16 protein-coding genes are annotated in these 18,532 nt (G+C 67.0%); 10 read left to right on the plus strand and 6 right to left on the minus strand.

What is annotated here, in order from left to right; genetic code table 11:
* Positions 1–28: 28 nt before the first annotated feature.
* The 4 genes from metX to ACN22W_RS17180 all read left to right on the plus strand — a co-directional run bounded on the left by metX (position 29) and on the right by ACN22W_RS17180 (position 4,336).
* Positions 29–1,174, plus strand: coding sequence for a homoserine O-succinyltransferase MetX (metX, locus tag ACN22W_RS17165; RefSeq protein WP_419685484.1), 1,146 nt, complete (start codon positions 29–31; stop codon positions 1,172–1,174).
* Positions 1,171–1,779, plus strand: coding sequence for a methionine biosynthesis protein MetW (gene metW, locus ACN22W_RS17170; protein ID WP_021156285.1), 609 nt, complete (start codon positions 1,171–1,173; stop codon positions 1,777–1,779). Before metX ends, metW begins: the two co-directional genes overlap by 4 nt.
* Before the next feature lie 96 nt (positions 1,780–1,875).
* Positions 1,876–3,297 (plus strand): AmpG family muropeptide MFS transporter, encoded by a 1,422-nt coding sequence (locus tag ACN22W_RS17175; protein ID WP_419685485.1) that lies wholly within the window; start codon positions 1,876–1,878, stop codon positions 3,295–3,297.
* Positions 3,287–4,336 carry a M48 family metallopeptidase gene (locus tag ACN22W_RS17180; protein WP_419685486.1) on the plus strand — a complete coding sequence of 350 codons (1,050 nt, stop codon included), beginning with the start codon at positions 3,287–3,289 and terminating at the stop codon, positions 4,334–4,336. The genes ACN22W_RS17175 and ACN22W_RS17180 overlap by 11 nt, the downstream gene beginning before the upstream one ends.
* A gap of 3 nt (positions 4,337–4,339) precedes the next feature.
* On the opposite strand, the gene ACN22W_RS17185 is transcribed toward ACN22W_RS17180, so the two are convergent.
* Positions 4,340–5,284 (minus strand): AraC family transcriptional regulator, encoded by a 945-nt coding sequence (locus ACN22W_RS17185; RefSeq protein WP_343495039.1) that lies wholly within the window; start codon positions 5,282–5,284, stop codon positions 4,340–4,342.
* Positions 5,285–5,513: 229 nt separating this feature from the next.
* Between ACN22W_RS17185 and ACN22W_RS17190 the strand changes: the two genes are divergently transcribed.
* On the plus strand, positions 5,514–6,566 hold the full coding sequence (locus ACN22W_RS17190; RefSeq protein ID WP_193099393.1) for an NAD(P)-dependent alcohol dehydrogenase: 1,053 nt from the start codon (positions 5,514–5,516) through the stop codon (positions 6,564–6,566).
* Between the two features lie 104 nt (positions 6,567–6,670).
* On the opposite strand, the gene ACN22W_RS17195 is transcribed toward ACN22W_RS17190, so the two are convergent.
* From ACN22W_RS17195 to gatC, 5 genes are all read right to left on the minus strand, one after another.
* Positions 6,671–7,444 (minus strand): exodeoxyribonuclease III, encoded by a 774-nt coding sequence (locus ACN22W_RS17195; RefSeq protein ID WP_419685487.1) that lies wholly within the window; start codon positions 7,442–7,444, stop codon positions 6,671–6,673.
* Between the two features lie 40 nt (positions 7,445–7,484).
* Entirely contained in the window at positions 7,485–8,324 is an 840-nt protein-coding gene (locus ACN22W_RS17200; RefSeq protein WP_412022827.1) for a polyphosphate kinase 2 family protein, read from the minus strand.
* 118 nt (positions 8,325–8,442) lie between these two features.
* Positions 8,443–9,918 carry an Asp-tRNA(Asn)/Glu-tRNA(Gln) amidotransferase subunit GatB gene (gene gatB, locus ACN22W_RS17205; RefSeq protein WP_419685488.1) on the minus strand — a complete coding sequence of 492 codons (1,476 nt, stop codon included), beginning with the start codon at positions 9,916–9,918 and terminating at the stop codon, positions 8,443–8,445.
* 2 nt (positions 9,919–9,920) lie between these two features.
* On the minus strand, positions 9,921–11,411 hold the full coding sequence (gatA, locus tag ACN22W_RS17210; RefSeq protein WP_343495043.1) for an Asp-tRNA(Asn)/Glu-tRNA(Gln) amidotransferase subunit GatA: 1,491 nt from the start codon (positions 11,409–11,411) through the stop codon (positions 9,921–9,923).
* Between the two features lie 69 nt (positions 11,412–11,480).
* The gene (gene gatC, locus ACN22W_RS17215) at positions 11,481–11,780 is read right to left on the minus strand and encodes an Asp-tRNA(Asn)/Glu-tRNA(Gln) amidotransferase subunit GatC (protein ID WP_006477478.1); all 300 of its coding nucleotides are present in this window, start codon (positions 11,778–11,780) and stop codon (positions 11,481–11,483) included.
* Between the two features lie 370 nt (positions 11,781–12,150).
* Between gatC and ACN22W_RS17220 the strand changes: the two genes are divergently transcribed.
* From ACN22W_RS17220 to rodA, 5 genes are all read left to right on the plus strand, one after another.
* Positions 12,151–13,194 (plus strand): rod shape-determining protein, encoded by a 1,044-nt coding sequence (locus ACN22W_RS17220; protein WP_004189550.1) that lies wholly within the window; start codon positions 12,151–12,153, stop codon positions 13,192–13,194.
* A gap of 126 nt (positions 13,195–13,320) precedes the next feature.
* The gene (gene mreC, locus ACN22W_RS17225; protein ID WP_419685534.1) at positions 13,321–14,391 is read left to right on the plus strand and encodes a rod shape-determining protein MreC; all 1,071 of its coding nucleotides are present in this window, start codon (positions 13,321–13,323) and stop codon (positions 14,389–14,391) included.
* On the plus strand, positions 14,388–14,900 hold the full coding sequence (gene mreD / locus ACN22W_RS17230) for a rod shape-determining protein MreD (RefSeq protein WP_009687274.1): 513 nt from the start codon (positions 14,388–14,390) through the stop codon (positions 14,898–14,900). The genes mreC and mreD overlap by 4 nt, the downstream gene beginning before the upstream one ends.
* Positions 14,901–15,001: 101 nt before the next feature.
* Positions 15,002–17,287, plus strand: coding sequence for a penicillin-binding protein 2 (mrdA, locus tag ACN22W_RS17235; protein ID WP_419685536.1), 2,286 nt, complete (start codon positions 15,002–15,004; stop codon positions 17,285–17,287).
* An 11-nt stretch (positions 17,288–17,298) separates the two neighbouring features.
* Positions 17,299–18,447, plus strand: coding sequence for a rod shape-determining protein RodA (rodA, locus tag ACN22W_RS17240; protein ID WP_069746727.1), 1,149 nt, complete (start codon positions 17,299–17,301; stop codon positions 18,445–18,447).
* Positions 18,448–18,532: the final 85 nt, after the last annotated feature.

Consider the following 18,532-nt stretch of genomic DNA (forward strand, 5'->3'; position numbering starts at 1 on the left):
TTAGCTGCCCAGTCATAAGGCGGAACGAATGGAATCGATCGGCATCGTCGCTCCACAGACCATGCACTTCGCCGAACCGCTACGCTTGCAAAGCGGCAGCGTGATCGGCAACTATCAGCTCGTCGTCGAGACGTACGGCGAGCTCAACGCCGCGCGCTCGAACGCGGTGCTCGTCTGCCACGCGCTCAACGCGTCGCACCACGTCGCCGGCGTCTACGCGGACGATCCGCGCAGCACCGGCTGGTGGGACAACATGGTCGGCCCCGGCAAGCCGCTCGACACCAACCGCTTCTTCGTGATCGGCGTGAACAACCTCGGCTCGTGTTTCGGCTCGACCGGCCCGATGAGCATCGATCCGTCGACCGGCAAGCCGTACGGCGCGCGCTACCCGGTCGTCACCGTCGAGGACTGGGTGCACGCGCAGGCGCGCGTCGCCGACGCGTTCGGCATCGAGCGTTTCGCCGCGGTGATGGGCGGCAGCCTCGGCGGGATGCAGGCGCTCGCGTGGAGCCTGATGTATCCGGAGCGCGTCACGCACTGCATCGACATCGCGTCGACGCCGAAACTGTCCGCGCAGAACATCGCGTTCAACGAGGTCGCGCGCTCGGCGATCCTGTCCGATCCCGACTTCCACGGCGGCGACTACTACGCGCACGACGTGAAACCGAAGCGCGGCCTGCGCGTCGCGCGGATGATCGGCCACATCACGTACCTGTCCGACGACGACATGGCCGAGAAATTCGGCCGTGCGCTGCGCCGCGCGGACGGCGCGCTCGACGCGTACAACTTCAGCTTCGACGTCGAATTCGAGGTCGAGTCGTACCTGCGCTACCAGGGCGACAAGTTCGCCGACTACTTCGACGCGAACACGTACCTGCTGATCACGCGCGCGCTCGACTACTTCGACCCGGCGAAGGCGTTCGACGGCAACCTGACGGCCGCGCTCGCGCAGACGCAGGCGAAATACCTGATCGCGAGCTTCTCGACCGACTGGCGTTTCGCGCCGGCGCGCTCGCGCGAGATCGTGAAGGCGCTGCTCGACAACAAGCGCACGGTCAGCTACGCGGAAATCGACGCGCCGCACGGCCACGACGCATTCCTGCTCGACGACGCGCGTTATCACAACCTGATCCGCGCGTATTACGAACGAATCGCCACGGAGGTGGGTGCATGAACCAGCAAGCGCTGAATTCCCTGTCCGCGCGCGCGGACTTCCGCACGATCGCGCGCTGGGTCGAGCCGCGCTCGACCGTGCTCGACCTCGGCTGCGGCGACGGCTCGCTGCTCGCGCTGCTGATGGAGGAGCTGGACGTCACCGGCTACGGCATCGAGCTGAACGACGCGGGCGTGCTCGCGAGCGCGAAGAACGGCATCAACGTGATCCAGCAGAATCTCGAGGACGGCCTGCGCCTGTTCGAGGACCACAGCTTCGACATCGCGATTCTGTCGCAAACGCTGCAGACGATCCACCAGACGGCCGCGATCCTGCGCGAAACGGCGCGCGTCGGCCGCGAGTGCATCGTGTCGTTCCCGAACTTCGGCTACTGGTCGCACCGGCTGTCGGTGCTGCACGGCCGCATGCCCGTGTCGAAATCGCTGCCGTACCAGTGGCACAACACGCCGAACGTCCGGGTGCTGACGATCAAGGATTTCGAGGCGCTCGCGCCCGAAGTCGGCGTCACGATCCTCGACCGCGTCGTGCTGCACGAAGGCCAGCCGATTCGATGGGGAGCGAACTGGCGTGGTAGTCTTGCTGTCTACCGCGTCAAGCGCAGCTGAGCCGGGGGGCCGTTGACGGACGCCGGGCCCGGCCCGCGCCGCTCCCCCCGCCGCGCGCTGCCGCCGCAATCAGTCAACGCTACCCAGTTCCAGTCCATGTCGAAAACGCCACACGAGGCGCCCGCACTCACCGCTCACGAGGATCACCCCGGCTGGCGAGCCTATCTGAACACGCACATGCTGATCTGCGTGTTCCTCGGCTTCACGTCGGGGCTGCCGCTCTTCACGCTCGTCTACCTCGTGCAGGCATGGCTGCGCTCCGAGGGCGTGAACCTGAAGGAAATCGGCCTGTTCGCGCTGATCCAGTTCCCGTATACGTGGAAGTTCCTGTGGGCGCCGCTGATGGACCGCTACCTCCCGCGCCTGCCCGGCTGGCGGCCGGGCCGCCGGCGCGGCTGGATGCTGCTCACGCAGGTGCTGGTCGCGGGCGCGATCGCCGCGCTCGGCTTCGTGTCGCCGCGCGACTCGATCTGGACGGTGGCCGCGCTCACGACGCTCGTCGCGTTCTTCGGCGCAAGTTCCGACATCGTGATCGACGCGTACCGCCGCGAGCTGCTGCGCGACACCGAGCAGGGCCTCGGCAATGCGGTGCACGTAAACGCATACAAGCTCGCCGCGCTGATCCCCGGCTCGCTGGCGCTGATCCTGTCCGATCACATGCCGTGGGACGTCGTGTTCGCGATCACCGGCGCGTTCATGCTGCCGGGCATCCTGATGACGCTCGTCGTGCGCGAGCCCGAAGTGGTCGGCACGCCGCCGCGCAACCTGCGCGACGCGATCGTGCTGCCGTTCCGCGAATTCATCCAGCGCGACGGCTGGGCCGGCGCGCTGCTCGTCATCGCGTTCATCTTCCTGTTCAAGATCGGCGACACGATGGCCACCACGCTGTCGACGTCGTTCTTTCTCGACATCGGCTTCTCGCGCACCGAGATCGGCATCGTCGCGAAAACCACCGCGCTCGTCGCGAGCGTCGCCGGCGGCATCATCGGCGGCGTCTGGCTCGTGAAGATCGGCATCGGCCGCGGGCTGTGGATCTTCGGCGCGCTGCAGATGGTGTCGACGCTCGGCTTCGCATGGCTCGCACAGCTCGGCCCCGGTTCGCCCGTGCTCGCGATGCTCTACGACTTCACCGTGTCGACGAGCCACGCGATCGCGTCGGCGCTGTCGATCTTCGGCATGACCGTCGCGCCGCAATTCAGCCCGATGACGGTCGCGCTCGCGCTCGTCTACGGCGTCGAAACCTTCACCACCGGCCTGACGATGGCCGCGTTCGTCGCGTATATCGCGAGCACGACCGATCCGCGCTATACGGCCACGCAGTTCGCGCTGTTCACGAGCCTCGCGTCGGTACCGCGCACGCTCGCCTCGGCCGCGAGCGGTTTCGTCGTCGCGAAGATCGGCTGGTTCGACTATTTCATCGTGTGTACCGCGCTCGCGATTCCCGGCATGCTGCTGCTGTTCAAGATCGCGCCGTGGAACGGTACCGCACGCAACGGCGAGGCCAGCCGTGCGCAGTAACCGCCTGCACCGCCTCGCGCGCGTTGCGGCTGCATGGAGCGTCGGTGCCGCGGCATTGGCCGCGGGGTTCGCACACGCGGCCGACACCGGCGCGAGCGCGGCGGGCTCCGCGCCGGCCGCTTCGCCGCCCACGGCCACGCCGTCGACCTCCGCCGCGCCCGTCGCGCCATCCGCCGCCGAAGCCGCGCAGCCGACCGGCGGCGCCGTACAGGCGAAGGCTTACACGCAGACGCCGCAGCAGATCCGCTACGGCAACGCGATCGCCTTCCGCACGCTGATCCCGTCGCCGCTGCTCGAGCAGCTCACCGCGAACGAATACGCGCAGATCGTGCAAGCGGCCGCCGACAGCGACCGGCTGCTGCCCGCGAACCAGCCGCGCGTGAAGCGCCTGCGCGCGATCGTCGCGAAGCTCGCGCCGTATTCGGTGAAATGGAACGACCGCGTGAAGAACTGGACGTGGGACGTCAACGTGATCCGCTCGCGCGACATCCGCCTGACCTGCCTGCCGGGCGGCAAGGTGCTCGTGTACGGCGGCATGCTCGACCGCATCCGCCTGAACGACGACGAACTCGGCGTGCTGCTCGCGCACGGCATCGCGCACGCGCTGCGCGAACACGCGCGCAGCAACTTCAGCGCGACCTCGCAGACGTCGCTGCGCGCGGCCGCGCTGCCGCCGCTGTTCGGCGTCGGCGATCCGCTGCCGCAGGCACTGAACCTCGGCGAGCGCCTGCAGGCGCTCCATTACGACCCGACCGACGAGACCGAAGCCGACGTGATCGGCGGCGACATCGCCGCACGCGCGGGCTTCGATCCGCGCGCGGCGATCACGCTATGGGACAAGCTCGCGGTCGCGACGCGCGCGAACAAGACGACGGGCTTCATCTACACGCACCCGTACAGCAACGCCCGCCGTCAGGATCTGCTGAATCGCCTGCCCGACCTGATGCCGCTGTACGCGAAGGCTACGGCCAAACGCGTCGACACGCTGCCCGACTACGCGGGCATCAGCGCGCAGCGGCGCAAGGTCGTACGGCGCTGAGCACTAGGCGTCCACGTCCGCCGCGGCCGGCCGGACGCCGATTTCACGCATCCAGCGCACCTCGTCACCCGGGCTGCGGCCGAACAGCCGCTTGAACTCGCGGCTGAACTGCGACGCGCTCGCATAACCGACGCGTGCGGCCGCCGTGCCGGCACCGACCCCGTCCTGCACCATCATCAACCGCGCTTGATGCAGCCGCGCGGCCTTCACGTACTGCATCGGCGACGTCGCCGTCACGTGCTTGAACTGCGCGTGGAACACCGCGAGGCTCATCCCGGCCTCGCGCGCGAGCGTCTCGACGTCGAGATCGGCCGTCAGCTCCGCATGGATGCGCCGCAGCGCCTTCGCGATGCGGCCGAAATGATGCTGCTGGACGAGCGCCGCGCGAATCGCGTCGCCCTGCTCTCCCGTCAGCACGCGATACGCGATCTCGCGCATGATCGCGGGCCCCAGCACGCGCGTGTCGTGCGGCGACGCGAGCGCCTCGAGCAGCCGCACCACCGCATCGGCCAGCGGCGCATCGAGCGGCGTCGAATAGACGCCGAGCGGTTCGCTGACGGCCGCGCCGAGCGTCTCGTCGAGCAGGATCGCGAGCTCGGCGATCACCGCGAGATCGACGCGGATCGAGATCGCGAGAAACGGCTCGTCCATGCTCGCGAAGGTCTCGCATTCGAACGGCAGCGGCACCGACAGCACGAGATACTGCTGCGCGTCGTAGACGAACGAGCGGTCGCCGAGATAACCGAGCTTGCGCCCCTGGCACACGACGATGATGCTCGGTTCGTACAGCACGGGCATGCGCGGCGCGGGACGGCTCACGCGGATGAAGCGCACGCCGTCGAGCGCCGCGAGCGTATCGCCCTCGTTCGGCGCGAGGCGCGTGTGCAGCTCGATCATGCGGCGCTGCACGCGGTCGCCCGCGTCGGCAAAAAGGGGCTGGAAGCTCATCTGCGTGGTCCTGTCCGGCAAGAGAATCTGGATCGCAATGTAGCACCATGATGGTGTTTTGACGGCTGTTCGCGTGCAATTCGAGAGGATTAGGCAAATCTTCGAGACCTTCGTGTATTTCGCCGCGGCGCCGCGCTCCTTACGATGACGTCCTGCCTCGCCGCATCGCCACATGATGCGACGGCAGTCTGTTTCGCCGGATGTCTTTCCCGGACAAGGAGCCCCCTGCATGAGCACCACCTACGCTTACGCGGCAACCGATTCGCAGTCGCCGCTCGCCCCGTTCGAATTCCAGCGTCGCGCGCTGCGCGATCTCGACGTCCAGATCGACGTCCTCTATTGCGGCGTCTGCCACTCGGACCTGCACCAGGCCCGCAACGAATGGCGCAACACGATCTATCCGGTCGTGCCGGGCCATGAAATCGTCGGCCGCGTGACCGCGACCGGCCCGCAGGTATCGCGCTTCAAGGTCGGCGAGCTGGTCGGCGTCGGCTGCCTCGTCGATTCGTGCCGCACCTGCCCGAGCTGCGCCGACGGCCTCGAGCAGTATTGCGAGAACGGCTTCGTCGGCACCTACAACGGCCAGGATCGCGTGACGGGTGACGTCACGTACGGCGGCTACTCGACGCAACTGGTCGTCGACGAGGCGTTCGTGCTGCGCGTGCCCGAGACGCTCGACCCGGCCGGCGCCGCGCCGCTGCTGTGCGCGGGGATCACGACCTACTCGCCGCTGCGGCAGTGGAATGTCGGTCCCGGCAAGAAGGTCGGCATCGTCGGTCTCGGCGGCCTCGGCCACATGGGTGTGAAGCTGGCGCGCGCGATGGGCGCGCACGTCGTGCTGTTCACGACGTCGCCGTCGAAGATCGAGGACGGCAAGCGCGTCGGCGCGCACGAGGTCGTGATCTCGAAGGACGAAGCGCAGATGAACGCGCACCTGAACAGCTTCGACTTCATCCTGAACACGGTCGCCGCGCAGCACGACCTGAACCCGTTCCTGAACCTGCTGAAGCGCGACGGCACGATGACGCTCGTCGGCGCGCCGGAGCACGACCATCCGTCGCCGCAGGTGTTCAACCTGATCTTCAAGCGCCGCCGCCTCGCGGGCTCGCTGATCGGCGGCATCGCGGAGACGCAGGAAATGCTCGACTTCTGCGCGGAGCACGGGATCACGTCGGACATCGAAACGATTCCGATGCAGCAGATCAACGCGGCCTACGAGCGGATGCTGAAGAGCGACGTGAAGTACCGGTTCGTGGTGGACATGGCGTCGCTCAAGCAATAAGCGTCGCGCCGCAAACGAAACGGGCCGCATGTCAGACATGCGGCCCGTTTTGCATCCGGCAACCGGACGGTTCGACCGCTACGCGCACCGCGTAGCGTCGGTGGTCACTTCTTGTAGTCGTAGTCGATCGTCAGCGGCGCATGATCGCTGAACTTGATGTCCTTGAAGATCGACGTGCTTTTCGCGGTGTCGGCCACGCCCGGCGTCGCGATCTGGTAGTCGATCCGCCACCCGACGTTCTTCGCGTATGCCTGGCCGCGGTTGCTCCACCACGTGTACTGCTCGGCGCGCGGGTCGAGCGTGCGGAACACGTCGACATAACCGACGTCGTCGAACAGCTTCGTGAGCCACTCGCGTTCTTCCGGCAGGCAACCCGAGTTCTTCTGGTTGCTCTTCCAGTTCTTGATGTCGATTTCCTTGTGGACGATGTTCACGTCGCCGCACAGGATCACTTCGCGCTTCTTCTTGAGCTGCGCGAGGTGCGGCATGAATTCGTCCATGAAGCGGTACTTCGCCTGCTGGCGCTCTTCGCCGCTCGAGCCGGACGGCACGTACACCGACACGACCGACAGCTTGCCGTAGCGCGCCTCGACGTAGCGCCCCTCGGAATCGAATTCGCTGCTGCCGAAGCCGATGATCACGTCGTCGGGCTCGTGGCGGCTGTACACGCCCGCGCCGCTGTAGCCCTTCTTCTCGGCGTGGTGGAAATAGCTCTTGTAGCCGTGCGGCTCGACGAATTCGGCCGGCAGGTCGTCGGCCGATACCTTGATTTCCTGCACGCACACGCAATCGGCGTTCTGCTCGCCGAGCCAGTCGAAGAAGCCCTTCTTCGCGGCGGAGCGGATGCCGTTCAGGTTGGCGGTAATCACTCGCATCATGTCGGGTTCCGTTCAGTTCGATGTTTTACAGGGTGGCAGCTTAACGGATCTTCACGCCTTCGAGCTCGGGCTTCGGCGGCGGGAATTCCAGCTTCATGTCGGTCAGCGTGCGCAGCAGCAGCTCGGCGATCATCACGTTGCGGTGCGTCTTCGAATCCGCCGGGATCACGTACCACGGCGCGTGCTCGGCCGACGTCGCGGCGAGCGCGTCGCGGTACGCGGACTGGTACGCGTCCCAGTGCTTGCGCGCGTCGAGATCGGAGATGTCGAACTTCCAGTGCTTGGCCGGATCATCGATGCGTGCCTGCAGCCGCGCGCGCTGCTCGTCCTTCGAGATATGCAGGAAACACTTGATGATCGTCGTGCCGTTCTCGACGAGCATCGTCTCGAAATCGCGGATCTGCCGGTAGCGGCGCTCGCATTCCTTGGCGTCGATCGTATCGAGCACGCGCGGCACGAGCACGTCTTCGTAGTGGCTGCGGTTGAAGATCGCGAGCTCGCCCGCGGCCGGCACCTGCGCATGCACGCGCCACAGGAAGTCGTGCGCGGCCTCGATCGGCGTCGGTGCCTTGAACGACACGACGCGCAGGCCGAGCGGATCGACCTCGCGGAACACCGCGCGCACGGTGCCGTCCTTGCCGCTGGTATCCATCCCCTGCAGCACGAGCAGCACGCGTTTCTTCTGCTGCGTGTGCAGGCGCTCCTGCTGCACGTCGAGTTCGGTCGACACGACCGACAGCCGTTCGCGGTCGGCATCCTTCGAACCGGTTGAGAACGGCTTCGCGGCCGGGTCGAACGCATCGAGCTTGAATGCGGCGGTTTCCTTCTCGCGCGTGCTGTACGGCACGCGGAAATCGTCGAGCGACGGTTGTTTCGCCATTCGTTCCTCCGTTGGACGGTGTGGTGCATACGATAACGCATCCACCAAACGCAACGGGCCGCCCCGAACTGGTTCGGGGCGGCCCGTCGTCAAGCGCGGTTCAGGCGCGCGGTCATGCTCAGCCGAGCTTCTTCTTCAGCAGTTCGTTGACCTGCTGCGGATTGGCCTTGCCCTTCGTCGCCTTCATCGCCTGGCCGATCAGCGCGTTGAACGCCTTTTCCTTGCCCGCGCGGAACTCCTCGACCGACTTCGCGTTCGCCGCGAGCACCTCGTCGATGATCGCTTCGAGCGCGCCGGTATCGGAGATCTGCTTGAGCCCCTTCGCGTCGATGATGCGGTCGGCCGCGCCTTCGTCGTCGGCCTTCTCGTCCCAGATCGTCGAGAAGATTTCCTTCGCGATCTTGTTCGAGATCGTGCCGTCGGCGATGCGCTGCAGTACCAGCGCGAGCTGCGCGGCCGACACCGGGATCGCGTCGATCTCGATGCCGTCGCGGTTCAGTTGCGACGACACGTCGCCCATCAGCCAGTTCGCGGCGATCTTCGCGTTCGCGGCACCAACCTTCGCGACCACGGACTCGAAGTACGCGGCCATCGCCTTGCTCGACGTGAGCACGCCCGCGTCGTACGCGGACACGCCGTACTGCTCGACGAAGCGCTGCTGCATCGCGGCCGGCAGTTCGGGCATCCCGGACTGCACGCGCTCGATCCAGTCCTGGCCGATCACGAGCGGCATCAGGTCGGGGTCGGGGAAGTAGCGGTAATCGTGCGCGTCTTCCTTGCTGCGCATCGAACGCGTCTCGCGCTTGTCCGGATCGTAGAGGCGCGTTTCCTGCACGACTTCGCCGCCGTCCTCGATCAGCTCGATCTGGCGACGCACTTCGAAATTGATCGCTTCCTCGAGGAACCGGAACGAGTTCAGGTTCTTGATTTCCGCGCGCGTGCCGAACTTCTCCTGGCCGACCGGGCGCACCGACACGTTCGCGTCGCAGCGGAACGAACCTTCCTGCATGTTGCCGTCGCAGATGCCGAGCCACACGACCAGCGCGTGCAGCGACTTCGCATAGGCCACGGCCTCGGCCGCGCTGCGCATTTCCGGCTCGGTGACGATCTCGAGCAGCGGCGTGCCCGCGCGATTCAGGTCGATCCCCGTCATCCCGGCGAAGTCTTCATGCAGCGACTTGCCCGCATCTTCCTCGAGGTGCGCGCGGGTCAGGTTGACCGTCTTCTCGTACGCTTCCTTGCCGGCCTTTTCGTTGGCGGGCACCTGGATCGTGATCTGGCCGCCCTGCACGACCGGAATCTCGTACTGGCTGATCTGATAGCCCTTCGGCAGATCGGGGTAGAAATAATTCTTGCGCGCGAAGATGCTGCGCGGCGCGATGGTCGAGCCGATCGCGAGGCCGAAGCGGATCGCGCGCTCGACCGCGCCGCGGTTCAGCACCGGCAGCACGCCCGGCAGTGCCAGGTCGACCGGGCACGACTGCGTGTTCGGCTCGGCGCCGAACTGCGTCGACGCGCCCGAGAAAATCTTCGAGACGGTCGACAGTTGCGCGTGCGTCTCGAGACCGATAACGACTTCCCATTGAGTAGCCATGCTTACACCCCTGCCGGAACTTGCTTGTGCCAGTCGGTCGCGCGCTGGAACGCGTCGGCGACCTGCAGCATCCGGGCTTCGTTGAAATAGTTGCCGATGATCTGCAGGCCGACCGGGCGCTTCGCGTTCGCGCCCGCGCCGAAGCCGCACGGCACGCTCATGCCGGGCAGGCCGGCGAGGCTCACCGACAGCGTGTAGATATCCGCGAGATACATCTGCACCGGATCGTCGCCCTTCGCGCCGAGATCCCATGCGACCGTCGGCGATGCCGGGCCCATGATCACGTCGCAGGACTTGAACGCTTCCTGGAAATCCTGCGCGATGATGCGGCGGATCTTCTGCGCCTGCAGGTAATACGCGTCGTAGTAGCCGTGCGACAGCACGTACGCACCGACGAGAATCCGGCGCTTCACCTCGGGGCCGAAGCCCTCGGCGCGCGACTTCTTGTACATGTCGAGCAGGTCGCCGTACTGCGCGGCGCGATGGCCGAAGCGCACGCCGTCGAAACGCGACAGGTTCGACGACGCCTCGGCCGGCGCGATCACGTAGTACACGGGGATCGACAGTTCCGTCTTCGGCAGCGACACGGGCACGAGCGTCGCGCCGAGCGCTTCATACTGCTTCAATGCCGCGTCGATCGTCGCGCGCACGTCGTCGGCGAGGCCGTCGCCGAAATACTCGTTCGGCAAGCCGATGCGCAGGCCCGCGAGCGGCTTGCCCGCATCGTTGCCGGCCGCCCACGGCTGGCCGAGGTGGCGCGTGAAATCCTCGTCGTCGCGCTCGAGGCTCGTCGAGTCGCGCTCGTCGAAGCCGGCCATCGCGTTCAGCAGCAGCGCGCAGTCGGACGCGCTCTGCGCCATCGGGCCGCCCTGGTCGAGCGACGACGCGAACGCGATCATCCCGTAACGCGACACGCGGCCGTAGGTCGGCTTGATGCCCGTCACGCCCGCGAACGACGCGGGCTGGCGGATCGAGCCGCCGGTATCGGTGCCGGTCGCGGCCGGCGCGAGGCGCGCGGCGACGGCGGCCGAACTGCCGCCCGAGCTGCCGCCCGGCACCGCGTTCGTGTCCCACGGGTTCTTCACCGCGCCGAACGCCGAATTCTCGTTCGACGAGCCCATCGCGAACTCGTCCATGTTGGTCTTGCCGAGCGTGACCATGCCGGCCGCCTGCAGGCGGGCGACGACGGTCGCGTCGAACGGGCTCTCGTAGTTCGCGAGCATCTTCGAGCCGGCGGTCGAGCGCCAGCCGCGCGTGACGAAGACATCCTTGTGCGCGATCGGCAGGCCGGTGAGCGCGCCGCCCGCGCCGCGCGCAAGCTCCGCGTCGGCGGCTTTCGCCTGCGCGAGGGTCAGATCGGCATCGACGTGAACGAATGCATTCAGGTCGCGTGCGGCGTCGATCCGTTTCAGGTAGTGCTGCGCGAGCTCGACGGCCGAGCATTCCTTGGCAGCGAGCGCGGCGCGCAGTTCGGTCAGGCTTTTTGCGTGCATTGAGTGGTTTTCCTGGGAATTCTGGGTGGCGCGCGGCGCAAGCCGGCCGGCGCACGTGTCATCGAACGCTTACTCGATCACCTTCGGCACGAGATAGAGGCCGTCCTGGACGGCCGGCGCCGGACGCTGGTTGTCGTCGCGATTGACAACTTCCGTCACGGCGTCGTCGCGCAGGCGCTGCGCGACTTCCTGGATCTGTTCGATCGGGTGGGCGAGCGGCGCGATGCCGGCGGTGTCGACCGCCTGCATCTGCTCGACGAGGCCGAAGAATTCGTTGAGCTGGCCGAGCATGTGCTCGGCGTCGGCGTCGGCCATTTCGAGTCGCGCCAGGTGCGCGATGCGTTTCACATCGGTCAGGGTCAGGGCCATGCGATCACCGGAAAAACAAGGCTGCGCGGCGCATCAAAAGCAGCGCCGCGGCGGGGGGTTGGAGGGTGCGATCCCACCCTCAAAAATCGGGACCGAAGCGGCAAAAATACCGCCCGTTTCGATTCAAATACCGTGAAATTATAAGGTATCATTACGCGTTCGACCCAAACCCGGCAGCCTTTTCCCGCACCGTTTCGCCCCGCTTCGGCAAGCCGTGCGTGCTTCGTGCGATCCCCGGTAGACATCACTCGCAGCTTCGTGCGCCGCGGCGGTCGCTTCCGCCACGCTTCCCGAGGCTGTTATTTTTTCCGCTGCCGCCCTCAGCGTTGCACGCCACGCAGGGCCGGCTCAGAGCGAAACAGGATTCTGAATGTTCGGTTTTTTGCGCAGCTACTTCTCCAACGATCTCGCGATCGACCTCGGCACCGCAAACACCCTGATCTACATGCGCGGCAAGGGCATCGTTCTCGATGAGCCGTCCGTCGTGTCGATTCGTCAGGAAGGCGGCCCCAACGGCAAGAAGACGATCCAGGCGGTCGGCAAGGAAGCCAAGCAGATGCTCGGCAAGGTGCCGGGCAACATCGAGGCGATCCGCCCGATGAAGGACGGCGTGATCGCCGACTTCACCGTCACCGAGCAGATGATCAAGCAGTTCATCAAGACGGCGCACGAGTCGCGCATGTTCTCGCCGTCGCCGCGCATCATCATCTGCGTGCCGTGCGGCTCGACCCAGGTCGAGCGCCGCGCGATCAAGGAAGCCGCGCACGGCGCCGGCGCATCGCAGGTCTACCTGATCGAGGAGCCGATGGCGGCCGCGATCGGCGCGGGCCTGCCGGTGTCGGAAGCCACCGGCTCGATGGTCGTCGACATCGGCGGCGGCACGACGGAAGTCGGCGTGATCTCGCTCGGCGGCATCGTGTACAAGGGCTCGGTGCGCGTCGGCGGCGACAAGTTCGACGAGGCGATCGTCAACTACATCCGCCGCAACTACGGGATGCTGATCGGCGAACAGACCGCCGAGGCGATCAAGAAGGAAATCGGCTCCGCGTTCCCGGGCTCCGAAGTCAAGGAAATGGAAGTGAAGGGCCGCAACCTGTCGGAAGGCATCCCGCGCAGCTTCACGATCTCCAGCAACGAAATCCTCGAAGCGCTGACCGATCCGCTGAACCAGATCGTGTCGTCGGTGAAGATCGCGCTCGAACAAACCCCGCCGGAACTCGGCGCCGACATCGCCGAACGCGGGATGATGCTGACGGGCGGCGGCGCGCTGCTGCGCGACCTCGACCGCCTGCTCGCGGAAGAAACCGGCCTGCCGGTGCTCGTCGCCGAAGATCCGCTGACCTGCGTCGTACGCGGTTCGGGCATGGCGCTCGAGCGCATGGACAAGCTGGGCAGCATCTTCTCGTACGAGTGATCGTCTAGGCAGTTTCGTTGATATGACGCACCTGCGGCGTGGCCGGATCGCTCGTTTAGAACGAACCGCCGCGCCGTTTGCGCGTCTGAGCATCATTTAACCGATCCCACGCGCCCGGCGCCGACCATGGAATACAGTCCGCCGCCCCTCTTCAAGCAAGGTCCGCCCGCGCTCGCGCGGCTCATCTTCTTCGTCGCCCTCGCCATCGCGCTCCTCGTGTCGGACGCGCGCTTCAGCACGCTCGAAATCCTTCGCGGCGTGCTCGGCACCGTGCTCTATCCGCTGCAGCGCGCGGCGCTCGTGCCGCGCGACCTGTTCATGGGCGCGGCCGACATCGCCGTCACCGGCGCGTCGCTGCGCCACGAGAACGACGACCTCCGCAAGCGCAACCTGCAACTGTCCACGCAGGCCAACCAGGCCGCGGTGCTCTCACAGGAAAACGCGCATCTGCGCGCGGTGCTCGAGCTGCGCCAGCACATCGCCACGCAATCGACGCCGGTCGAGATCCAGTACGACACGAGCGATCCGTTCACGCAGAAGATCGTGATCGGGCAAGGTTCGCAGCAGGGCATCCAGGGCGGCTCGCCGGTCGTCAGCGAGGACGGCGTGATCGGCCAGGTCACGCGCGTGTTCCCGCTGCAGGCCGAAGTCACGCTGATCACCGACCGCGATCTCGCGATTCCCGTGCAGGTGCTGCGCACCGGCCTGCGCAGCGTGATCTACGGCACGCCGAAGGGCGATTCGCTCGACCTGCGCTTCGTGCCGACGAGCGCGGATCTCGTCGTCGGCGACGAACTCGTCACGAGCGGCCTCGACGGCGTCTATCCGCCCGGCCTGCCGGTCGCGAAGGTCGCGCGCGTCGACAAGCTCGCCGATACCGCGTTCGCCCGCGTGACCTGCGCGCCGATCGCCGCCGTGCGCGGCGCCCGCCAGATGCTGGTGCTGCATTACCAGAACGATATCCCGCCGCGCCCGGCCGAGCCCGATTCGGCCGCCGACAAGAACGCGAAGGGCGGCAAGAAGGGCGCGAAGGCCGCCGCGAAGGGCGAGAAAGCCGACAAGGCCGACGCGAACGCGAAGCCGGCCGCCGCGGCCCAGCCCGGCGCGAAGCCCGCGCCGGCTGCGCCTGCCGCTCCGGCCAAACCCGCCGCCGCACCCGTGAAGCCTGCAGCCGGGCAATCAGGAGCCCAGCGATGAACCGCCCGCAATACATCCTGCAGCCGGTCAATCCGTACTTCATCGTCTTCAGCCTCGCCGCCGCGTTCCTGCTGAACCTGATGCCGTGGGGCCGCCTGCCCGGCGTGCCCGACTTCGTCGCGCTCGTGCTGCTGTTCTGGAACATCCACCAGCCGCGCAAGGTCGGGATGGGCGTCGCGTTCGCGCTCGGCATCCTGATGGACGTGCATGACGCGGGGCTGCTCGGCGAGCATGCGCTCGCCTATACGCTGCTGTCGTACGGCGCGATCACGATCCACCGCCGCGTGCTGTGGATGCCGATCGGCGTGCAGGTGCTGTATGTCACGCCGCTGCTCGTCGTCGCGCAGCTCGTGCCGTTCGTGATCCGTCTCGTGATGGGCGCCGCGTTCCCCGGCTGGCGCTATCTGGTCGACGGCTTCGTCGAAGCCGCGCTGTGGCCGATCGCGAGCCACCTGCTGCTGATGCCGCAACGCCGCCCGGTCGATCCGGACGATACGCGCCCCATCTGAGCCGGACCGCCCCTTGAATACCCGCCGCCCCCACGCCCGCGCACCGCGCTCCGGGGCGGCACCTCGCCCGCCCGCGCGCGGGCCGGATCGACCCTGACCGCATGACCGAATTCAACGACACCCAACAGCAGCTCTCGAAGTTCCGCCTGCGCGTCGCGGCGGCGGGCGTGTTCGTGTTCGTCTGCTTCGGGCTGCTCGCGAGCCGCTTCTTCTACCTGCAGTTGATGCAGCACGGCAAATACGCGCTGCAGGCCGAGGAAAACCGCATCTCGGTCGCGCCGATCGTGCCGAACCGCGGGATCATCACCGACCGCAACGGTGTGATCCTCGCGAAGAACTACTCGGCCTACACGCTCGAAATCACGCCGTCGAAGCTCGACGACACGCTCGACAACACGATCGACAAGCTGTCCGAGATCGTCCCGATCGACGCACGCGACCGCCGCCGCTTCAAGAAGCTGCAGGAAGACTCGAAGAACTTCGAGAGCCTGCCGATCCGCACGCGGCTCACCGACGCGGAAGTCGCGCGCTTCACCGCGCAGCGCTTCCGCTTCCCCGGCGTCGACGTGCGCGCGCGGCTGTTTCGCCAATATCCGCTCGGCACGACCGCCGCGCACGTGATCGGCTACATCGGCCGGATCTCGAAGCGCGACCAGGATCGGATCGACGCGATGAGCGACGACAACGACAGCGATCAGGAAAACTACGATCCGCGCCGCGACGCGAACAACTACAAGGGCACCGACTACATCGGCAAGATCGGCGTCGAGCAGAGCTACGAAACCGAGCTGCACGGGCTGACGGGCTTCGAGGAAGTCGAGGTGACGGCCGGCGGCCGGCCCGTGCGCACGCTGTCGCGCACGCAGGCGACACCGGGCAACAACCTCGTGCTGTCGCTCGACATCGGGCTGCAGCAGGTCGCCGAGCAGGCGTTCGCCGGCAAGCGCGGCGCGCTCGTCGCGATCGAGCCGAAGACGGGCGACGTGCTCGCGTTCGTGTCGTCGCCGAGCTTCGACCCGAATTCGTTCGTCGACGGCATCGACCAGCAGACCTGGGACGAGCTGAACACCTCGACCGACAAGCCGCTGCTGAACCGCCCGCTGCACGGCACCTACCCGCCCGGCTCGACGTACAAGCCGTTCATGGCGCTCGCGGGCCTGACGCTCGGCAAGCGCTCGCCGGGCTGGGGCTTCCAGGATCCCGGCTACTTCACGTTCGGCGGCCACACGTTCCGCAACGACGTGCGCTCGGGCCAGGGCTGGGTCGACATGAACAAGGCGATCATGGTGTCGAACGACACCTACTTCTACATGCTCGCGCGCGACCTCGGCGTGAACGCGATCGCGAACTTCATGAAGCCGTTCGGCTTCGGCCAGATCACCGGGATCGACATCCAGGGCGAAGCGCGCGGGATCCTGCCGTCGACCGACTGGAAGAAGAAGGCGTTCAAGAAGGCCGCGCAGCAGAAGTGGTTCGACGGCGAGACGATCAGCCTCGGGATCGGCCAGGGCTACAACTCGTTCACGATCCTGCAGCTCGCCCACGCAACGGCGACGCTCGCGAACAACGGCGTCGTGATGAAGCCCCACCTCGTGAAGGAAATCGAGGATCCGATCTCGCGCGGGCGCCGCCTGACCGTGCCGAAGGAAAGCGAAGTGATCCCGCTCAAGCAGTCCGACATCGACGTCGTGAAGCGCGGGATGGAGAACGTGATCGAGAACCCGTCCGGCACCGCGTACAAGGTGTTCCGCGGCGCGCCGTACCTCGCCGCCGGCAAGACCGGTACCGCCCAGGTGTTCTCGCTGCAGGGCTCCAACTACAAGGGCCACCTGCTCGCCGAGCACCTGCGCGACCACGCACTGTTCATCGCGTACGCGCCGGTCGACCATCCGCAGATCGCCGTCGCGCTGGTCGTCGAGAACGGCGGCTGGGGTGCGCAGGCCGCAGGCCCGATCGCGCGCCGCGTACTCGACTTCTACCTCGTCGACCGCCAGAACCCGAAGAACGAGGCCGCGGCCGTGGCTGCCGCGGCGTCGGCGACCGAACCCGTCAACGCGCCGGTGATCGGCGACGCGAACAAGCCCGCCGCCGTCGCGACCGGCTTCAAGGCGCTGCCGCAGCCCGTCGTGCCGACCGCGGCCAGCGCGGCGGATGCAGCATCGGCCGCGTCGGCACCCGATGCGTCGGGGGCGGCGGGCGTCAGCGCGACGCGGCCGGCCGAAGCGAGCGCCGCGGCGCCGATGGCCGCGAGCCTGCCGCCAATCCGGCGCCCGCACCGGCCGCGCCGGCCCGCCAGCGACGCGCAGCCGCTCGTTGCCACGCCGCGGGACGACAACCACCGTGCGACGGCCCCCGCGAAAGCGGCGGACGCCGGCACCGCTCATTAACGGAGAAAGGCATGCAATTCGACAAGCGCGCCTGGCTCGACAAGATCAAGCAGATGTTCGCGGGTTTCGACCGCCCGCTCGCCCTCATCGTGTTCCTGCTGCTGTGCGTCGGCATCGTCACGCTGTACAGCGCGGCGATCGACATGCCGGGCCGCGTCGAGGACCAGTTGCGCAACATCCTGCTGACGTTCGTGCTGATGTGGGTGATCGCCAATATCCCGCCAACGACGCTGATGCGCTTCGCGGTCCCGCTCTACACGTTCGGGGTCGCGCTGCTGGTCGCGGTCGCGCTGTTCGGGATGACCAAGAAGGGCGCGAAGCGCTGGCTGAACGTCGGTGTCGTGATCCAGCCGTCCGAGATCCTCAAGATCGCGACACCGCTGATGCTCGCGTGGTACTACCAGCGCCGCGAAGGCGGGCTGCGCTGGTACGACTTCATCGCCGCGTTCGGGATCCTGCTGGTGCCGGTCGGGCTGATCGCGAAGCAGCCCGACCTCGGCACGGGCCTGCTCGTGTTCGCGGCCGGCTTCTTCGTGATCTACCTCGCGGGCCTGTCGTTCAAGCTGATCGTGCCGGTGCTCGTCGCGGGCGTGATCGCGGTCGGCTCGATCGCCGTGTTCGAGCAGCGCATCTGCCAGCCCGAAGTGCAGTGGCCGCTGATGCACGACTACCAGAAGCACCGCGTGTGCACGCTGCTCGACCCGACCTCGGACCCGCTCGGCAAGGGCTTTCACACGATCCAGGCCGTGATCGCGATCGGTTCGGGCGGCGTGCTCGGCAAGGGCTACCTGAAAGGCACGCAGGCGCACCTCGAATTCATTCCGGAGAAACACACCGACTTCATCTTCGCGGTGTTCTCCGAGGAATGGGGGCTCGCGGGCGGGCTCGTGCTGCTGACGCTGTACATGGCGCTGATCGCGCGCGGGCTCTATATCGCCGCGCAGGGCGCGACGCTGTTCGGGCGCCTGCTCGCGGGCTCGCTCACGCTCGCGTTCTTCGTCTATGCGTTCGTCAATATCGGGATGGTGAGCGGCGTGCTGCCGGTCGTCGGCGTGCCGCTGCCGTTCATGAGTTACGGCGGTACCGCGCTCACGACGCTCGGCATCGCGATCGGGATGATCATGAGCGTCGGGCGGCAGCGGCGGCTGATGAAGAGCTGACCGCGCGGCACGGCCGCGACAAAGAAAAACGGCGCTCCGGCGCCGTTTTTTCATCGTGTGTTTCGAATGCGGCGATGCAACGCCG

This window comes from Burkholderia theae, assembly GCF_048565265.1.
Taxonomy (GTDB): Bacteria; Pseudomonadota; Gammaproteobacteria; order Burkholderiales; family Burkholderiaceae; genus Burkholderia; species Burkholderia theae.